This window comes from Streptacidiphilus sp. ASG 303, from assembly GCF_020991365.1.
In the GTDB taxonomy this organism is placed as follows: domain Bacteria; phylum Actinomycetota; class Actinomycetes; order Streptomycetales; family Streptomycetaceae; genus Peterkaempfera.
The window spans coordinates 385,963-401,415 of the sequence record NZ_JAJLRA010000002.1 but is presented as its reverse complement, the minus strand read 5'-3'; the positions used below and the strand labels follow the sequence as shown (position 1 = coordinate 401,415).

Sequence of the window (15,453 nt, the reverse complement as noted above, 5' to 3'; positions counted from 1 at the left end):
GGCCGTGTGCGGAGGGCGGCTCAGCGCTGGTAGAGCGCGTCCACGTCCGCGGCGTAGTCCTTGAGCACCACGTTGCGCTTGAGCTTCATCGACGGCGTCAGGTGGCCGCTGTCCTCGGAGAAGTGGGTGTCGAGGATGCGGAACTTCTTCACCGCCTCGGCCTTGGAGACCGCGCTGTTGCCGTCGTCCACGGCGGCCTGCACGGCGGCGAGGAGGTCCGGGTCGTCCTTGAGGTCGGCCACGGTGGCGTCGGCGGGCTTGCCGTGGAGCTGCTTCCAGGTCGGCAGGAACTCCTCGTCGATGGTGACGAGGCAGGCGATGAACGGCTTGCGGTCGCCGACCACCATGCACTCGCCGACGATCGGGTGCGCGCGGACCCGGTCCTCGATGACGGCGGGGGCGACGTTCTTGCCGCCGGCGGTGACGATGATCTCCTTCTTGCGGCCGGTGATCACCAGGTAGCCGTCGTCGTCCAGGGTGCCGATGTCGCCGGTGGCGAACCAGCCGTCCCGCAGCGCCTCCGCGGTCGCGGCCGGGTTGTTCCAGTACCCGGTGAACACCTGCGGGCCCTTGAGCAGCACCTCGCCGTCCTCGGCGATCCGCGCGGAGGAGCCCGGCAGGGGCTGGCCGACGGTCCCGATCTTCGGCCGGTCGTGCGGGTTGAAGGCGGTGGCGGCGCAGGTCTCGGTGAGGCCGTAGCCCTCCAGCACGGTGAAGCCGATGCCGCGGTAGAAGTGGCCCAGGCGCTCGCCGAGCGGGGCGCCGCCGGAGATGGCGTGGGTGGCCCGGCCGCCCAGCGCCGCCCGCAGCCTGCTGTAGACCAGCCGGTCGAAGACCTTGTGCTTGAGCCGCAGGGCCAGGCCCGCGCCGCCCGCGTCCAGGGCGCGGCTGTAGGCGATGGCGGTCTCGGCGGCCTGGTCGAAGATCTTCCCCTTGCCGTCGGCCTGGGCCTTGGAGCGGGCCGTGTTGAAGACCTTCTCGAAGACGCGCGGCACGCCGAGGATCAGCGTGGGGGAGAAGGCGCCCAGCTCGGCGGTGACGTCCCGGATGTCGGAGACGTGGCCGATCTTCACCGGCGCCATGGCGCAGGCGATCTCGGCGATCCGGCCGAGCACGTGGGCCAGCGGCAGGAACAGCAGCACCGAGCCCTCGCCGGGGCGGAAGAGCGGCTCCAGCCGCCGGGTGACGTTGCCCAGCTCGGCCAGGAAGTTGCCGTGCGTCAGCTGGCAGCCCTTGGGCCGGCCGGTGGTGCCGGAGGTGTAGACGATGGTGGCGACGGTGTCCGGGCCGAGCGCGGCGCGCCGCTCCTCGATCTCGGCGTCCGCGACGCCGGCGCCGGCCCGCTCCAGCTCGTCGACGGCGCCGGCCTCGATCTGCCAGACCTGCTTGAGCTCGGGGAGGCGGTCGCGCACCTGCGCCACCGTCGCCTCGTGGGCCGGGGTCTCGGCGATGACGGCGACGGCGCCGGAGTCGCCGAGGATCCACTCGACCTGCTCGGCGGAGGAGGTCTCGTACACGGGCACGGTGACGGCGCCCGCGCACCAGATCGCGAAGTCCAGCAGCGTCCACTCGTAGCGGGTGCGCGACATCAGGCCGACCCGGTCCCCGGGGCGCACGCCGGAGGCGACGAGCCCCTTGGCGGCGCTGCGCACCTCGGCGAGGAACTGCACGGCGGTCAGGTCCTGCCACCGGCCGTCGATCTTGCGGCTCACCACGGCCACGTCGGCGTGCGCCTCGGCGTTCCGGTGGATCGGGTCGGTGAGGTTGCCGCCGCTCGGAACCTCGTAGAGGGCCGGAAGGCTGAACTCGCGCAAGACTGCTCCTCGTCTGCGACGCTGCGGGACGCCAGGACGTTACTGCCGGGTAGGTACGTTCAGGTAGGGGGGCCGGGCAATGTGTTCGTTGTGTCACACGGCTGTTGACCGCAGGTTGCCGCCCGCCTCCGGCCGGTGACGGCGGGGGAGCGCACCGCACCCGTCGGCGCGGCCCCTCCACCCGAACCCTACGGCAGCCGGATCACGGCCCGGTGAACGTCCGTCGCAGGCCCAGGGTGGACCGTCCGTGTCCGAACCCCCTCCCACGGCCTAGGGTGGCGGTCATGCGGGTCCACGTGGTCAGTGACGTACACGGCAGCGCCGACGCCCTCGCCCGGGCGGGGGAGGGCGCGGACGCCCTGCTCTGCCTCGGCGACCTGGTCCTCTTCCTCGACTACGCCGACCACGGCCGCGGCATCTTCCCCGACCTCTTCGGCGCCGCCAATGCCTCCCGCTACGTCGAACTGCGCACCGCCCGCCTCTTCGACGAGGCGCGCGCCTTCGCCGACGGGCTGTGGAGGACGCTGGGACGCCCCCGGCGGGAGGCCGTCGAGGACGCCGTCCGCCGCCAGTACGCCGAGCTGTTCTCCGCCTTCCCCACCCCCACCTTCGCCACCTACGGCAACGTCGACGTGCCGCGCCTGTGGCCCGACTTCGCCCGCGAGGGCGTCACCGTCCTCGACGGCCAGACCGCCGAGATCGGCGGCCGCACCTTCGGCTTCGTCGGCGGCGGGCTGCCGACCCCGATGCGCACCCCCTACGAGGTGGACGAGGAGGAGTACGCCGCGAAGGTCGCCGCCGTCGGGGCGGTCGACGTCCTGTGCTGCCACATCCCCCCGGCCGTCCCGGAGCTGACGTACGACACGGTGGCCCGCCGCTTCGAACGCGGCAGCGAGGCCGTGCTGGAGGCGATCCGGGCCACCCGGCCGGAGCTCGTGCTCTTCGGGCACGTCCACCAGCCGCTGGTGCGGCGGATGCGCATCGGCCGCACCGAGTGCGTCAACGTCGGCCACTTCCGCGCCACCGGCCGCCCCTACGTCCTGGAGTGGTGACACCCCGCCGCCGCGGTGTCCGGGGACGGCCGCGATAACCTTCCAGCACGCAGCACCCGATCAGCCTGACCACAGCACAGCGGCCGAGACGCGGAGGGCCACCCGATGGCGGAGCACACCAGGTCGAGCATCACGATCGACGCGACCCCGGCCGAGGTCATGGGCGTGATCGCCGACTTCGCCGCCTACCCGGAGTGGACCGGCGAGGTCAAGGAGATCGAGGTCCTCTCCCGGGACGCCGACGGCCGCGCCGAGCAGGTGCGGCTGCTGCTGGACGCCGGCGCCATCCGCGACGAGCACGTCCTCGCCTACACCTGGGACGGCGACCGCCGCGTCACCTGGACCCTGGTCAAGAGCCAGATGCTCAAGGCCCTCGACGGCTCCTACACCCTCGCCCCCGCCGCGGCCGGCGCCACCGAGGTCACCTACCAGCTCGCCGTCGACGTCAAGATCCCCATGCTGGGCATGATCAAGCGCAAGGCCGAGAAGGTCATCATCGACCGGGCCCTCGCCGGGCTGAAGAAGCGCGTCGAGGCCTGAGGGGCCGGGCCCCGGCGGCGCCGGGGCCGGGAGGCGCGCCGGAGGCCGGACGGCCATCCTGGAGGGGAGTCCCCCAGGGGCGCGCCGACGAAGGCCATGAAGGAGGAGGCGGCCGCCGGCCGCCGGACCGCCGAGCGGAGGGCCCCACGCCATGACGACCCGTACGGTGCTGGTCACCGGCAGGGGAGGGGCGGGCGCCACCACGGCCGCCGCCGCCACCGCCGTGCACGCCGCCCGGCACGGCCTGCGCACCCTGCTGCTGGCCGCCCACGACCCGCACCGCACCCTCGACACCCTCCTCGGGGTGCGCCTCGGCGAGGCGCCCGCCCCCGCGGGCGACGGCGGCCTGGGGCCGCAGGCGGCCCGCATCGACGAGGAGCGCTCCTTCCAGGAGGAGGCCCGGCAGCTCGCCGACCGCGTCCGGCCCGCCTTCGACCTGCTCGGCGTCGACCCGCTGGACCCCGAGGAGCTCACCGCCCTCCCCGGCACCCGCCACCTCGTCCTGCTGCGGGCCCTCGGCGAGCACACCGCCTCCGGCCGCTGGGACCTCGTCGTCGTCGACGCCCCGCCGGTGCCCGAGCTCGTCGCCGCCCTCGCCCTGCCCGAGCGGCTGGAGCGCTACCTCGCCCGGCTGCTGCCCGAGCAGCGCCAGGCCGCCCGGGCGCTGCGCCCCGTCCTCGCCGCCCTCGCCGGGGTCCCCATGCCCGCCGACCGGCTCTTCGAGGCCCGGGCCTGGGCCGCCGGGCGGCTCGCCGCCGCCCGCGCCGTCGTCGAGGCGCCGGAGACCTCCGTGCGGCTGGTGGTCGACGCCGGGGCGCACACCCTGCCGGAGGTCCGCCGGGCCCGCGCCGGACTCGCCTTGTACGGGCACCACCCGGACGCCGTCGTCGCCTCCCGCACCCTGCCGCCGACCGCGGCCGGCTCCGCCGACCCCTGGCTCGCCGCCCTGGCCGGCGAGGAGCGCGACCGGCTCGCCGCCCTGGCCGCCGAGTTCGCCGGCGCGGCGCCGCTGCTGTCCGCCCCCCACCTGGGCCGGGCGCCCGAGGGCCCCGACGACCTCGCCGAGCTCGGCGCCGAGCTGCACGGCGACTCCGCCGGGCCCGGACCGGCCCCCGGGGCGCCCTGGACCGTGGAGGACCGGCTGGCCGAGGAGGGCCTGCTGGTCTGGCGGCTGCCGCTGCCCGGCGCCGAGCGGGCCGACCTGGAGCTGGTGCGCCGGGGCGACGAGCTGGTCGTCGGCACCGGCGCCTACCGGCGGATCGTCCGGCTGCCCTCCGCGCTGCGCCGCTGCACCGTGTCCGGCGCCGGCCTGCGCGACGGGCTGCTCTCGGTCCGCTTCACCCCCGACCCCGGCCTGTGGCCGCGCGGCTGACGCCCCGGCCCGCGCCGCAGCCCTCCCCGGGCCGCGTGCCCGGCCCCCGCGTCCGGTGCCCGCGCCCGGCGCCGGCCCGCCGGCCGGTGCCCCGCGCGACCCGGCCCGCCGACAGCGCTCCGCGCGGGCGCCCGGTCGGGTAGCGTCGAAGCACCAGGGATTCCCCCGCAGTCGACGCGCCGTACACCCCCCCAGTCGAGGAGACCCCCATGAGCAGTGCAGACGACCGCCGCGAGGACGAGGACGTCTGGGCGCGGGTGGTCGCCGAGGACGCGGCGGAGCAGGCCGCCGAGGAGCGGCGCCGGCGCCGGGAGGCCGAGGCGGAGCGCGCCCGGCACCGGGAGGCCCGCGGGGAGCAGGCCTCCGGCGAGCACGGGGAGGGCGCCCGCGGGGAGGGTGCCGGCGGCGGGCCGTCCGGCGCCTCCGGGTCCGGGGCCGGCCCGTACCTCGGACCCGAACTCGGCCCGCTCGTCGACGAGGTGCGCCGGTTCGCGTCCGCCGTCGGCGAGCGCGTGCAGGAGGCGTCCCGCGGCCTCGGGGCCGGCGCGGGCGACGGCCTGGGCCAGTTCACCGCACCGCTGCGCGAGCGCCACCCCGAGGTGTACCGCCACCTCGCGGCCGCCGGCGGCGAGCTGCTCGCCGCCTACCGCGCGGCCGTCTCCGGCCACGAGCGGCGCTGGTCCGGCCGGGGGCCGTCCGGCAGTGAGCGCATCGACCTCGACTGACCCTCCCCGCGCCCCTGGCGCAGGGCCGAACGTGCAGGTCGCGGCCGGTCACCGAGGCGTTCGACGCTGTCACGGAGCGGGACGGACCGTACGACTTCTGAAGGCGCGCGGACCTTCCGGCCGGGAGTTGTCTTCGGATAATGTACGGGGCGGTGTGGTCCCGCGGCCTGCGGCCGGGTACGGTACCGCCCAGCGGGGACCGAGTGAATGACTGAGGGACACATGGGACTCACCATCGGCGTCGACGTCGGCGGGACCAAGATCGCTGCAGGAGTGGTCGACGAGAGCGGCCGGATCCTGGGTCGGACGCGGGTGCCCACGCCGGCCGATCCGCAGTGGGCCGTGGACGCCATCGCCCAGGCGGTGCGCGAACTCAAGGAGCAGCACCCGGAGGTGTCCGCGGTCGGCGTCGGCGCCCCCGGGTACATCAACCGCGAGCGCTCCACCGTGATCATGGCGCCCAACATCGCCTGGGAGAACGAGCCGCTCAAGTCCCGCATCGAGGAGCTGACCGGCCTCGACACCGTGGTCGAGAACGACGCCAACTGCGCCGCCTGGGCGGAGTTCCGGTTCGGCGCCGCGGCCGAGCACGACGACATGGTCATGATCACGGTCGGCACCGGCATCGGCGGCGGCATCGTCCTGGAGGGCCGCCTGCACCGCGGCCGCTTCGGCGTCGCCGGCGAGATCGGCCACCTCAACATGGTCCCCGACGGCCTGCCCTGCGGCTGCGGCGGCAGGGGCTGCTGGGAGCAGTACGCCTCCGGCCGCTCGCTGCGCCGCTACGGCCGCGAGAAGGCCGCCGCCGACCCGGTGGCCGGCAAGCGGATGCTCGACCTCAACGACGGCGTCGCCGAGACCATCCGCGGCGTCCACATCACCCAGGCCGCGGAGGAGGGCGACCCGCTCGCCCTGGAGGTCTACGCCGAGGTCGCCGACTGGCTCGGCCGCGGCATGGCCGACCTGGCCGCCCTCTTCGACCCGGCGGTCTTCGTGCTCGGCGGCGGCGTCTCCGACGCGGGCAGCCTGCTGCTCGACCCGGTCTCCAAGGCCTTCGAGAAGTACCTCACCGGCGGCGTCCACCGGCCGCGCGCCGAGGTCGTCCTCGCCTCCATGGGCTCGGCGGCCGGCATCGCCGGTGCGGGCGACCTCGCCCGCACCGCCTGACGGCCGGTCCCACCGGACACCCCGGACCGCCGCCCGCCCCGCACGCCGGGTGCGCGGCGGCCCGGCAGCACGACCCCTGCGGCGGGGCGGGAGCCCTCACCTCCCGTCCCGCCGTATCGTCGTCCCCGGGCGGCGCCGCACCGCCGCGAGGAGGCCGCCGTGGACGACGCACCCGACGCACCCGCCGTTCCCGGCGCCCCCGCCGCGTCCGGCGCACCGGCTCCGCCGCCCGCCCTGCCGCCCTCCGGACCCGGGCCCGACGGGTCCGAGTGCGTCCGCGTCCTCAGCTACAACGTCCGCTCGCTGCGCGACGACCGCGCCGCCCTGGCCCGGGTGGTCCGCGCCTGCGAGCCCGACCTGGTCTGCGTCCAGGAGTCGCCCCGCTTCTGGCGCCCGGCCCACCAGGCCGCCCGCCTCGCCCGCGGCACCGGCACCGCCGTCCTCTCCGGCGGCCGCCGCGCCGCCGGTCCGCTGCTCCTCGGCAGGGTCCGCGTCCGGGTGCTGCGCACCGCCGACGTGCTGCTGCCCCGCACGCCGGGCCTGCACCAGCGCGGCTTCGCCACCGCCGTGGTCCGGATCGGCCGGGCCGCGCCCCTCTGCGTCACCAGCTGCCACCTCAGCCTCGACGCCGCCGAGCGCCTGGAGCAGGCGTCCGCGCTGCTCGACCACATGGCCGGGCAGGGCGTCCCGTACGGGGTGGTGGGCGGCGACTTCAACGAGCGGCCGGACGGGCCGGCCTGGCGGCTGCTCGCCGGGCGGCTGCGCGACGGCCACGCGGTGGCGCCCTGGGGCGGGACGATGACCTCGGTGCCCGCCGACCCCCACCAGCGCATCGACGCGGTGTTCGCGACCCCCGGCGTGGAGGTGCTGGCCTGCGGCGTCCCCCACGGGCTGCCCGGCGTCGACCCGGCGGACCTGGTCGCCGCCACCGACCACCTGCCGGTCCTCGCGGTGCTGCGGGTCCCCGCCGGGTGAGACGGCCCGCAGGCGGGCCCCGGCCGGTGGGCGGGTCGGCCGGGACGCGGGCGGCCCGGCCCGTCCGGCCCCTGCCGCGCGGCCGGCCGGCGGACCCTGGGGTCCTGGAAGACCCCGTAGTGGGGCGGGAGCCGATGGTGGGGCGGGGCCCGGCGGCCGGGCCGGAGCCGACCGGGCGTCAGACGACGGCGCCGCCGTGCGGGTCGTCGTCCTCCTCGTCGCGGTCCTTCATCCGGGCCACCAGGGTGACGAAGCCGCCGATGAAGGCGACGACGCCGAGCAGGGCGGGCCAGCCGCCGACCTCGCCCCACACCAGCGCGGAGAAGAGCAGCAGGGCGGGGCCGCCGAGCACCGCGATCCAGGCGAACCGGCTCGTGGTGTCGCCCGTCGGCAGCGGCGGGGGCTCCGGCGGGACGTAGTGGTCGTCCTCCGGGTCCTCGGCCGCGTCCCAGTCCCGGGGGCCGGGCAGCGGCCCGCCGGAGGACGGGTGCGCCGCGCCCGGCCGCGGCCGCGGCTGCGGGGCGAAGTCCTCCAGGCCGTTGAGCCCGTTGAGCCCGTCGAGCCCCTTCGGGCCGCCGGACCGGTCCCGGCCGCCCGCGCCGCCGGGGCCGGGCACCTCGTTCAGGTCCTCGGAGTCGGGCCAGGTGCGCAGGTCCACCGGGGCGTCGAAGGAGGCCACCAGCTCCCGGAAGATCGCGTCCTGCTCGGCCTGGCTGCCCCCCGCCGGCCGGCGCCCGTCCGGCCTGCCGGGCCCCTCGGGTCCGGCGGGTCCGCCCGCGGGCGTCCCGGGTCCGAGCGGCCGCCCGGAACTGCCCCCGGGTGTCGCGGCGCCCTGCGCGCCGTCCTCCGGGAGGTCGGCGTCGCCGCCCGTCCTGTCGCTCTCCTGCACCCGTGGTCCCCAGCCTTGTGTCGGTGGCCCGCCGCCCGGCTCAGACCGGGTCGGCCTTCGCGGCCGGCGCCAGACGGCGGATGAAGTCGAGGCCGCCCTCGAAGATCACCTCGGCGTCGTGGTCCAGCGTCGCCACGTGGTACGAGCGCTCGCAGAGCCGCTCCTCCACATCAGTGGAGGATATGCGGCCGAGCAGCAGCCGTGCGCTGCCGGGGGAGACCACGTGGTCCTCCGGGCTGCGGAACAGCAGCAGCGGCTGCGTGACCTGCGGGAGCTCGGCCTGCACCGTCCGCCAGAGCCGGGAGAGCGACCACGCGGCGTGCAGCGGGGTGCGGTCGTACGCGACCTCCGTGGAGCCCTCGCGGGCGATGTCGTTCGCCACACCCGGGATGCTCGGCACCAGGTGCCGCAGGACGGGCAGCAGCGCGGTCGCCGGGCTGTCGGACCGCACCGACGGGTTGACCAGCACCAGGCCGGAGACGGCGTCGCCGTGCTGCGCCGCGAGCCGCAGCGCCAGGGCCCCGCCCATGGAGAGGCCGCAGACGAAGACCTGCTCGCAGGCGGCGGACAGGGACCGCAGCTCGCGGTCCACCTCCGCGTACCAGTCCTCCCACCGGGTGACCTGCATGTCCTGCCAGCGGGTGCCGTGGCCGGGGAGCAGCGGCAGGGAGACGGTGAGGCCGTTCGCGGCCAGGTGCTCGCCCCAGGGGCGCAGCGACTGCGGCGTACCGGTGAATCCGTGGCAGAGGAGGACCCCCACCGGGCCGCCCTCGTGGTGGAACGGTTCGGCACCGGGCAGCAGCGTCATGACGGGCTCCTTCGCGGGGCGGGAGCGCATCGTCCCACGGCGGTGCCGGAGTCGTACAGCGGCCCGGTCCCGGGAGAGACTTTCCCCGGATCGGCATTAAGGTTCTATCGGTCCGGGACTCAGGAGGTCAGGCGTTGTTCTACCGGTTCATGAAGATGATCGTCGCACCACTGCTGCGGATCTTCTTCCGCCCGTGGGTCGAGGGCATGGAGAACATCCCCGACGAGGGCCCCGCCATCATCGCCAGCAATCACCTGTCCTTCTCGGACTCCTTCTTCCTGCCCGCGCTGATGAAGCGCCGGGTGACCTTCATCGCCAAGGCCGAGTACTTCACCACCCCCGGCCTCAAGGGCAAGCTCACCGCCGCCTTCTTCAAGGGCGTCGGCCAGCTGCCGGTCGACCGCTCCGGCACCCGCGGCGCGGGCGAGGCGGCGATCCGCAGCGGCATCGCCGTCATCGAGCGCGGCGAGCTGTTCGGCGTCTACCCGGAGGGCACCCGCTCGCCCGACGGCAAGCTCTACCGCGGCAAGGTCGGCGGCCTCGCCCGCGTCGCGCTGGCCACCGGCGCCCCGGTCATCCCCGTCGCGATGATCGACACCGAGAAGGTGCAGCCCCCCGGCCAGGTCGTCCCCAACTTCGGCGTCCGCCCGGGCATCCGGGTCGGCCGCCCGCTGGACTTCTCCCGCTACCAGGGCATGGAGAACGACCGCTTCATCCTCCGCTCGGTGACCGACGAGGTCATGTACGAGATCATGAAGCTCTCCGGCCAGGAGTACGTGGACATCTACGCCACCGCCGCCAAGCGCCGGATCGCCGACGAGAAGAAGCAGGCCGACGCCGAGCGCAAGGCCGAGCGGAAGGCCGAGCAGGCCGCCGCCAAGGCCCAGCAGGCCCAGGCCCAGGCGCACGACGCCGGGCAGCCTGCGGAGCCGTCGCAGCCGTCGCAGCCGTCGCAGTCGGAGGAGCCGGAGCAGCGGGACGAGCGCCCGGCGGCCGGCTGACGCCGGGCGCCGCGGCGCGGGACGGGGCCGGGGAACGAGGACCGGAAGGGGCGGGGGCCGTCGGGATGGGGGGCGTCGGGATGGTGCGGGCCGGAAGGGCGGGGACCGCCGGGACGGCGGGTGCCGCCGGGACGGGGGAGAGGGCGGCCGCGGACGGGCGGGCGGCGGGGGCCGGTCCGGGCGGGGGCATGTCCGTCGAGCTCCCGCTCTGGCGCGCCATCGCGGTCTTCCGCCTGCTGACCCTGGCCTACGCCGCCCTCCGCTACCTCGCCGTCCACCGCGAGTACGCCCACCCGCTGGGCGGCTGGCTCTTCATGGCCGTGCTCGCCGCCTGGACCCTCGCCACCGCCCGCTCGTTCCTCTCCGCCGAGCGGTGCGCCTGGCCGCTGCTCGCCTCCGACCTCGGCATGGCCGTCACCGGCATCATGCTCACCCGGTTCCTCGACGACCCCGCCCGCATCGCCCTGCCGCAGGAGGTCACCCTGCCGACCATCTGGGCGGCCGGCCCCGTCCTGGGCTTCGCCGCCAAGGGCGGCTGGCGGACCGCCGCCCTCGCCGCGGCCGTCGTCGGGACCGCGGACATCGCCGAGCGCGGTGCCGTCACCACCGACAACGTCCACAACATCGTGCTGCTTCTGGTGGCCGGCTGCGCCATCGGCTGGGTCGTCGACCTCGCCCGCGCCAGCGAGACCGCGCTCGCCTGCGCCCTGCAGCTGGAGGCGGCCACCCGGGAGCGCGAGCGGCTGGCCCGGGACATCCACGACGGCGTCCTCCAGGTGCTCGCCATGGTGCAGCGCCGCGGCGCGGAGCTCGGCGGGGAGGCCGCGGAACTGGGCCGCAGGGCCGGCGAGCAGGAGGCGGCGCTGCGCGCCCTGGTGGGCGGGGTCCCGCAGCAGGGCGGTCCCGCCGGACCGCGGGGCGCCGCCCCGGCGCCCGACCCGGCCGCGCCGCAGGACCTGCGGGCGCTGCTCGGCCGGTACGCGGGTGTCCGAGTCACCGTCTCCGCGCCCGGCACGCCGGTGCTGCTGCCCGGCCGCACCGCCGCCGAGCTGGCCGCCGCCGTGGGCGCGGCGCTGGACAACGTGCGCGTCCACGCCGGGGAGGGCGCCCGCGCCTGGATCCTGGTCGAGGAGGAGCCGGACGAGGTGGTGGTCGGCGTCCGCGACGACGGGCCCGGCTTCCCGCCCGGGCGGCTGGGCGACGCGGAGCGCGAGGGGCGGCTGGGCGTCGCCCAGTCCATCCGGGGCCGGCTGCGCGACCTCGGCGGCAGTGCCGACGTGGTCTCCGTGCCGGGCCAGGGCGCGGAGGTCGAGATGCGGGTGCCGCGGCCGCGCGGCGCCGGGAAGGACGGGACGGCGTGACGGCAGACGGCGGAGCGGCGGGCGGGGCACCGCAGGACGGGGCCCCGCAGGGCGGGGCTCCCGTGGAGGGGGCTCCCGTGGAGGGGGCGCCCTCGGACGGCGGGGCACCGCTCCGGGTGATGGTGGTGGACGACCACCCGATGTGGCGCGACGCGGTCGCCCGGGACCTCGCCGACGCCGGGTTCGACGTGGCGGCCACCGCCGGCGAGGGCCACGAGGCGGTGCGCCGCGCCCGCGCCGTGCGCCCCCGGGTGCTGGTGCTCGACCTCAACCTGCCCGGCCTGCCCGGCGTGGAGGTCTGCCGGGAGGTCGTCGCCGCCGACCCGGGCGTGCGGGTCCTGGTGCTCTCCGCCAGCGGCGAGCACGGCGACGTGCTGGAGGCGGTGAAGTCCGGGGCCACCGGCTACCTGGTGAAGTCCGCGGGCCGGGAGGAGCTGCTGGACGCGGTACGCCGCACCGCCGCGGGCGACGCCGTCTTCACGCCGGGGCTGGCCGGCCTGGTGCTGGGCGAGTTCCGCCGCCTCGCCGCCGAGCCGCCGTCCGCGGACACCCGCGCCCCGGCGCCGCCGCAGCTCACCCCCCGGGAGACCGAGGTGCTGCGGCTGGTGGCCAAGGGCCTGTCGTACCGGCAGATCGCCGACCGGCTGGTGCTGTCGCACCGCACCGTGCAGAACCACGTCCAGAACACCCTCGGCAAGCTCCAGCTGCACAACCGGGTGGAGCTGGTCCGGTACGCCATCGAGCAGGGGCTGGACGGGGACTGACGGTCCGCCGGCGGGGCCCGCCGGGCACCCGGCCCCCTCCCGCCGCCGGGTGATCCGGGTCACACTCGTCCTGCGGGCCCCCGCGCCACCGCACGGCCGGGGGCCGCACGGCTGGAGGGAACGGACCATGCGGATCGGAGTGCTCACCGGCGGCGGCGACTGCCCCGGGCTCAACGCGGTCATCCGGGCCATCGTGCGCAGGGGCGTGCAGAGCCACGGCTACGAGTTCGTCGGCTTCCGCGACGGCTGGCGCGGGCCGCTGGAGAACCTGGCGGTGCGGCTGGACGTGCCGGCCGTGCGGGGCATCCTGCCCCGCGGCGGCACCGTCCTCGGCTCCTCGCGCACCAACCCGCTCCGGGTCGACGGCGGGGTGCGGCGGGTCCGGGAGAACCTCGACCGGCACGGGGTGGACGCCCTGATCGCCATCGGCGGCGAGGACACCCTCGGCGTGGCGGCCGAACTGGGCCGGGCCGGGGTGCGCGTCGTGGGCGTGCCGAAGACCATCGACAACGACCTCGACGGCACGGACTACACCTTCGGCTTCGACACCGCCGTCAACATCTGCACCGAGGCCATCGACCGCCTCCACACCACCGCGGAGTCGCACCGGCGGGTGCTGGTGGTGGAGGTGATGGGGCGCCACACGGGCTGGATCGCGCTGCACGCGGGCGTCGCCGGCGGCGCCAACGTGATCCTCGTCCCGGAGCACCCCTTCGACCTGGACCGCGTCTGCGGGTGGGTGGAGAACCGGTTCAAGATCAACTATGCGCCGATCGTGGTCGTCGCCGAGGGGGCCGTCCCCGCCGACGGCGGCATGGTCACCAAGGACGACTCACGGGACGCCTTCGGGCACGTCCGGCTCTCCGGGATCGGCGAGTGGCTGGCCGGCGAGATCGAGCGGCGCACCGGCAAGGAGGCCCGCACCACCGTCCTCGGCCACATCCAGCGCGGCGGCACCCCCACCGCCGCCGACCGCTGGCTCGCCACCCGCTTCGGCCTGCACGCGGTCGACGCCGTGCGCGACGGCGCCTTCGGCACCATGGTCGCCCTGCGCGGCACGGACATCGTCCGCGCCCCGCTGGAGGCCGCCACCGCCCGCGTCAAGACCGTGGACCTCGCCCTCTACGAGGAGTTCGGCGTCTTCTTCGGCTGACGGCCCCCGGTGCGCCCGGCGCCCTCCCGCGGGACCGGCCCCTCTCCCGCGGGACCGGCGGGACGTCACCGGCGTCCGCCCCCGCCGGGGGGCGGGCGTGCGCCAGGATGGAGCATGCTCATCGTCCTGGGCGGCCTCCCCGCCACCGGCAAGACCACCGTCGGCCGGGCCCTGGCCCGCAGCACCGGCGCCGTCCACCTGCGGACCGGCACGGTGGAGCAGGCGATCGTCCGCTCCGGCCTGGCGGTCCACCCGGTCGGCCCGGCCGGGTACGCGGTCGGGTACGCCCTCGCCGAGGACCACCTGCGGCAGGGCCTGTCCGTGGTCGCCGAGTCCGTCAACCCGCTGGCCGTCACCCGAGACGCCTGGCGGGACGCCGGACGCCGGGCGGGCGCCGAGGTCGCCGAGGTGGAGGTCGTCTGCTCGGACCGCGCCGAGCACCGCCGCCGGGTGGCCTCCCGCTCCGCCGACGTCCCCGGCCTGCCGCTCCCCGACTGGGACGCGGTCTGCCGCCGCGCGTACGAGCCGTGGCACCGCGACCGGATCGTCCTGGACACCGCCGGGCGCGGCGTCAGCGACTGCCTCGCCGAGCTGATGTTCGCCCTGGAGTCTCAGGCGAAGGCCTCGGGGTGGAGCTCGCGGTAGGACGGCAGGTGCCCCCACGGCGTCGTCGCCGGCTCCGCGTGCAGCACCGCGTGCGCCACGGCGCGCGCGAACACGTCCGCGACCGCCGCCAGCAGGGCGTTCACCGCGTCCGCGGCGGCGTGCTCCGGCAGCAGGCCCGGCCGCGCGGGCGGCGGCCCGGCGGTACCGGTGGCCAGGGCGAAGACGGTGTCGCCGTCGGCGAGCGAGTGGCAGGGGCGCACCGCGCGCGCCATGCCGTCGTGGGCGACCGCGGCCAGCTTGCGGGTGTGCGCCCGGTCCAGCCGGGCGTCGGTCGCCACCACGCCGAGGGTGGTGTTCAGCGGGGAGAGCGCCTCCCGCTCCGCCGCCAGCTCCCGCAGCCGCCGCCGGGCGCGCTCCGCCGCCTCCGGGCCCGGCACCCGCAGCGGGAACTCCGGCGTCCCGTCCGCGTACCGCAGCCCGTCGCCGACGCCGTACGGCAGCCCGGTCGCGGGGTCCACCGTCGACCCCAGGGCGTTGACCGCCACCAGCGCCGCCACCGTCACCCCGCCCGGCAGGACGGCGCTGGCCGTGCCGACCCCGCCCCGCATCCCGGCCGTCATCGCACCGGTGCCCGCGCCCACCGCCCCCTGCTCCACCGGCGCGCCCTCCGGGGAGGCGGCGGCCGCCGCCACCGCGGCCCGGCCGGTCGCCGCGTCGGGCCGGGCCCGGAAGTCGCCGCCGCGCCCCAGGTCGAAGAGGGCGGCCGTCGGCACCACCGGCACCACCTGCGCCGGGTCGGGCCCGACCCGGTGGCCGCGGCCCGCCTCCTCCAGCCAGGCCGCGACCCCGTCGGCCGCCGCCAGGCCGTACGCGCTGCCCCCGGTCAGCACCACGGCGTCCACCCGCTCCACCACGTTGCCCGGCGTGAGCGCGTCCGTCTCCCGGGTGCCCGGACCGGACCCCCGCACGTCGACCGCCGCCACCGCCCCGCCCGGCGGTGCCAGCACCACCGTGGTGCCGCTGAGGGCGAGCGCGCCGGGCAGCCGGGCGTGGCCCACCCGCAGGCCCGGTACGTCGGTGATCGCGTTGCGCGGGCCGGGGACCGGGCCGTGGACCGGGACGGGGCCGGTGGGGGAGCCGGGCGCGGTGAGCTGGCTCATGGGGCGAGCCTCCCAGCCCGCGGCGCCCCGGGGAAGGGGGGCCGCGGGGCGGATCCGGCGGCGCGG

The 15,453-nt window shown here is 76.9% G+C and carries 15 protein-coding genes; 11 read left to right on the top strand and 4 right to left on the bottom strand.

Features of this window, described 5'->3' with window-relative positions:
• Positions 1-20: 20 nt before the first annotated feature.
• Positions 21-1,814: a long-chain fatty acid--CoA ligase gene (locus tag LO771_RS04450; RefSeq protein WP_230648246.1), complete on the bottom strand. Its 1,794-nt coding sequence runs from the start codon at positions 1,812-1,814 to the stop codon at positions 21-23.
• A 284-nt stretch (positions 1,815-2,098) separates the two neighbouring features.
• Here LO771_RS04450 and LO771_RS04445 point away from each other — a divergent pair, with 284 nt between their 5' ends.
• The 6 genes from LO771_RS04445 to LO771_RS04420 all read left to right on the top strand — a co-directional run bounded on the left by LO771_RS04445 (position 2,099) and on the right by LO771_RS04420 (position 7,645).
• Positions 2,099-2,866: a metallophosphoesterase gene (locus tag LO771_RS04445; protein ID WP_230648245.1), complete on the top strand. Its 768-nt coding sequence runs from the start codon at positions 2,099-2,101 to the stop codon at positions 2,864-2,866.
• A gap of 105 nt (positions 2,867-2,971) precedes the next feature.
• Entirely contained in the window at positions 2,972-3,406 is a 435-nt protein-coding gene (locus tag LO771_RS04440; RefSeq protein ID WP_230648244.1) for an SRPBCC family protein, read from the top strand.
• A gap of 151 nt (positions 3,407-3,557) precedes the next feature.
• Positions 3,558-4,778 carry an ArsA family ATPase gene (locus LO771_RS04435; protein ID WP_230648243.1) on the top strand — a complete coding sequence of 407 codons (1,221 nt, stop codon included), beginning with the start codon at positions 3,558-3,560 and terminating at the stop codon, positions 4,776-4,778.
• A gap of 209 nt (positions 4,779-4,987) precedes the next feature.
• Positions 4,988-5,503, top strand: a complete 516-nt coding sequence (locus LO771_RS30985; RefSeq protein ID WP_304944755.1) for a DUF5304 family protein — start codon at positions 4,988-4,990, stop codon at positions 5,501-5,503.
• A 222-nt stretch (positions 5,504-5,725) separates the two neighbouring features.
• Positions 5,726-6,670 (top strand): ROK family glucokinase, encoded by a 945-nt coding sequence (locus LO771_RS04425; RefSeq protein ID WP_230648242.1) that lies wholly within the window; start codon positions 5,726-5,728, stop codon positions 6,668-6,670.
• Positions 6,671-6,904: 234 nt separating this feature from the next.
• Positions 6,905-7,645: an endonuclease/exonuclease/phosphatase family protein gene (locus LO771_RS04420; protein WP_230648376.1), complete on the top strand. Its 741-nt coding sequence runs from the start codon at positions 6,905-6,907 to the stop codon at positions 7,643-7,645.
• Positions 7,646-7,823: 178 nt separating this feature from the next.
• On the opposite strand, the gene LO771_RS04415 is transcribed toward LO771_RS04420, so the two are convergent.
• The gene (locus LO771_RS04415; protein WP_230648241.1) at positions 7,824-8,534 is read right to left on the bottom strand and encodes a hypothetical protein; all 711 of its coding nucleotides are present in this window, start codon (positions 8,532-8,534) and stop codon (positions 7,824-7,826) included.
• A 40-nt stretch (positions 8,535-8,574) separates the two neighbouring features.
• Positions 8,575-9,342: a carboxylesterase gene (locus LO771_RS04410; protein WP_230648240.1), complete on the bottom strand. Its 768-nt coding sequence runs from the start codon at positions 9,340-9,342 to the stop codon at positions 8,575-8,577.
• 149 nt (positions 9,343-9,491) lie between these two features.
• Here LO771_RS04410 and LO771_RS04405 point away from each other — a divergent pair, with 149 nt between their 5' ends.
• The 5 genes from LO771_RS04405 to LO771_RS04385 all read left to right on the top strand — a co-directional run bounded on the left by LO771_RS04405 (position 9,492) and on the right by LO771_RS04385 (position 14,266).
• Positions 9,492-10,343, top strand: coding sequence for a 1-acyl-sn-glycerol-3-phosphate acyltransferase (locus tag LO771_RS04405; RefSeq protein WP_230648374.1), 852 nt, complete (start codon positions 9,492-9,494; stop codon positions 10,341-10,343).
• A 188-nt stretch (positions 10,344-10,531) separates the two neighbouring features.
• Positions 10,532-11,704, top strand: a complete 1,173-nt coding sequence (macS, locus tag LO771_RS04400) for a MacS family sensor histidine kinase (protein ID WP_230648239.1) — start codon at positions 10,532-10,534, stop codon at positions 11,702-11,704.
• A 119-nt stretch (positions 11,705-11,823) separates the two neighbouring features.
• Entirely contained in the window at positions 11,824-12,468 is a 645-nt protein-coding gene (locus LO771_RS04395; protein WP_230648373.1) for a response regulator transcription factor, read from the top strand.
• Between the two features lie 127 nt (positions 12,469-12,595).
• Positions 12,596-13,621 carry a 6-phosphofructokinase gene (locus LO771_RS04390; protein ID WP_230648238.1) on the top strand — a complete coding sequence of 342 codons (1,026 nt, stop codon included), beginning with the start codon at positions 12,596-12,598 and terminating at the stop codon, positions 13,619-13,621.
• 114 nt (positions 13,622-13,735) lie between these two features.
• Positions 13,736-14,266: an AAA family ATPase gene (locus LO771_RS04385; protein ID WP_230648237.1), complete on the top strand. Its 531-nt coding sequence runs from the start codon at positions 13,736-13,738 to the stop codon at positions 14,264-14,266.
• On the opposite strand, the gene LO771_RS04380 is transcribed toward LO771_RS04385, so the two are convergent.
• Entirely contained in the window at positions 14,233-15,387 is a 1,155-nt protein-coding gene (locus tag LO771_RS04380; protein ID WP_230648236.1) for a P1 family peptidase, read from the bottom strand. The genes LO771_RS04385 and LO771_RS04380 overlap by 34 nt on opposite strands.
• Between the last annotated feature and the right edge of the window lie 66 nt (positions 15,388-15,453).

Bases quoted from the DNA above. Each gene is read 5' to 3' on its own strand.
- LO771_RS04410 (WP_230648240.1), bottom strand. From the start codon at position 9,342: ATGACGCTGCTGCCCGGTGCCGAACCGTTCCACCACGAGGGCGGCCCG.
- LO771_RS04385 (WP_230648237.1), top strand. From the start codon at position 13,736: ATGCTCATCGTCCTGGGCGGCCTCCCCGCCACCGGCAAGACCACCGTC.
- LO771_RS04435 (WP_230648243.1), top strand. From the start codon at position 3,558: ATGACGACCCGTACGGTGCTGGTCACCGGCAGGGGAGGGGCGGGCGCC.
- LO771_RS30985 (WP_304944755.1), top strand. From the start codon at position 4,988: ATGAGCAGTGCAGACGACCGCCGCGAGGACGAGGACGTCTGGGCGCGG.
- LO771_RS04390 (WP_230648238.1), top strand. From the start codon at position 12,596: ATGCGGATCGGAGTGCTCACCGGCGGCGGCGACTGCCCCGGGCTCAAC.
- LO771_RS04440 (WP_230648244.1), top strand. From the start codon at position 2,972: ATGGCGGAGCACACCAGGTCGAGCATCACGATCGACGCGACCCCGGCC.
- LO771_RS04395 (WP_230648373.1), top strand. From the start codon at position 11,824: ATGGTGGTGGACGACCACCCGATGTGGCGCGACGCGGTCGCCCGGGAC.
- macS (WP_230648239.1), top strand. From the start codon at position 10,532: ATGTCCGTCGAGCTCCCGCTCTGGCGCGCCATCGCGGTCTTCCGCCTG.
- LO771_RS04445 (WP_230648245.1), top strand. From the start codon at position 2,099: ATGCGGGTCCACGTGGTCAGTGACGTACACGGCAGCGCCGACGCCCTC.
- LO771_RS04425 (WP_230648242.1), top strand. From the start codon at position 5,726: ATGGGACTCACCATCGGCGTCGACGTCGGCGGGACCAAGATCGCTGCA.
- LO771_RS04380 (WP_230648236.1), bottom strand. From the start codon at position 15,387: ATGAGCCAGCTCACCGCGCCCGGCTCCCCCACCGGCCCCGTCCCGGTC.
- LO771_RS04405 (WP_230648374.1), top strand. From the start codon at position 9,492: ATGAAGATGATCGTCGCACCACTGCTGCGGATCTTCTTCCGCCCGTGG.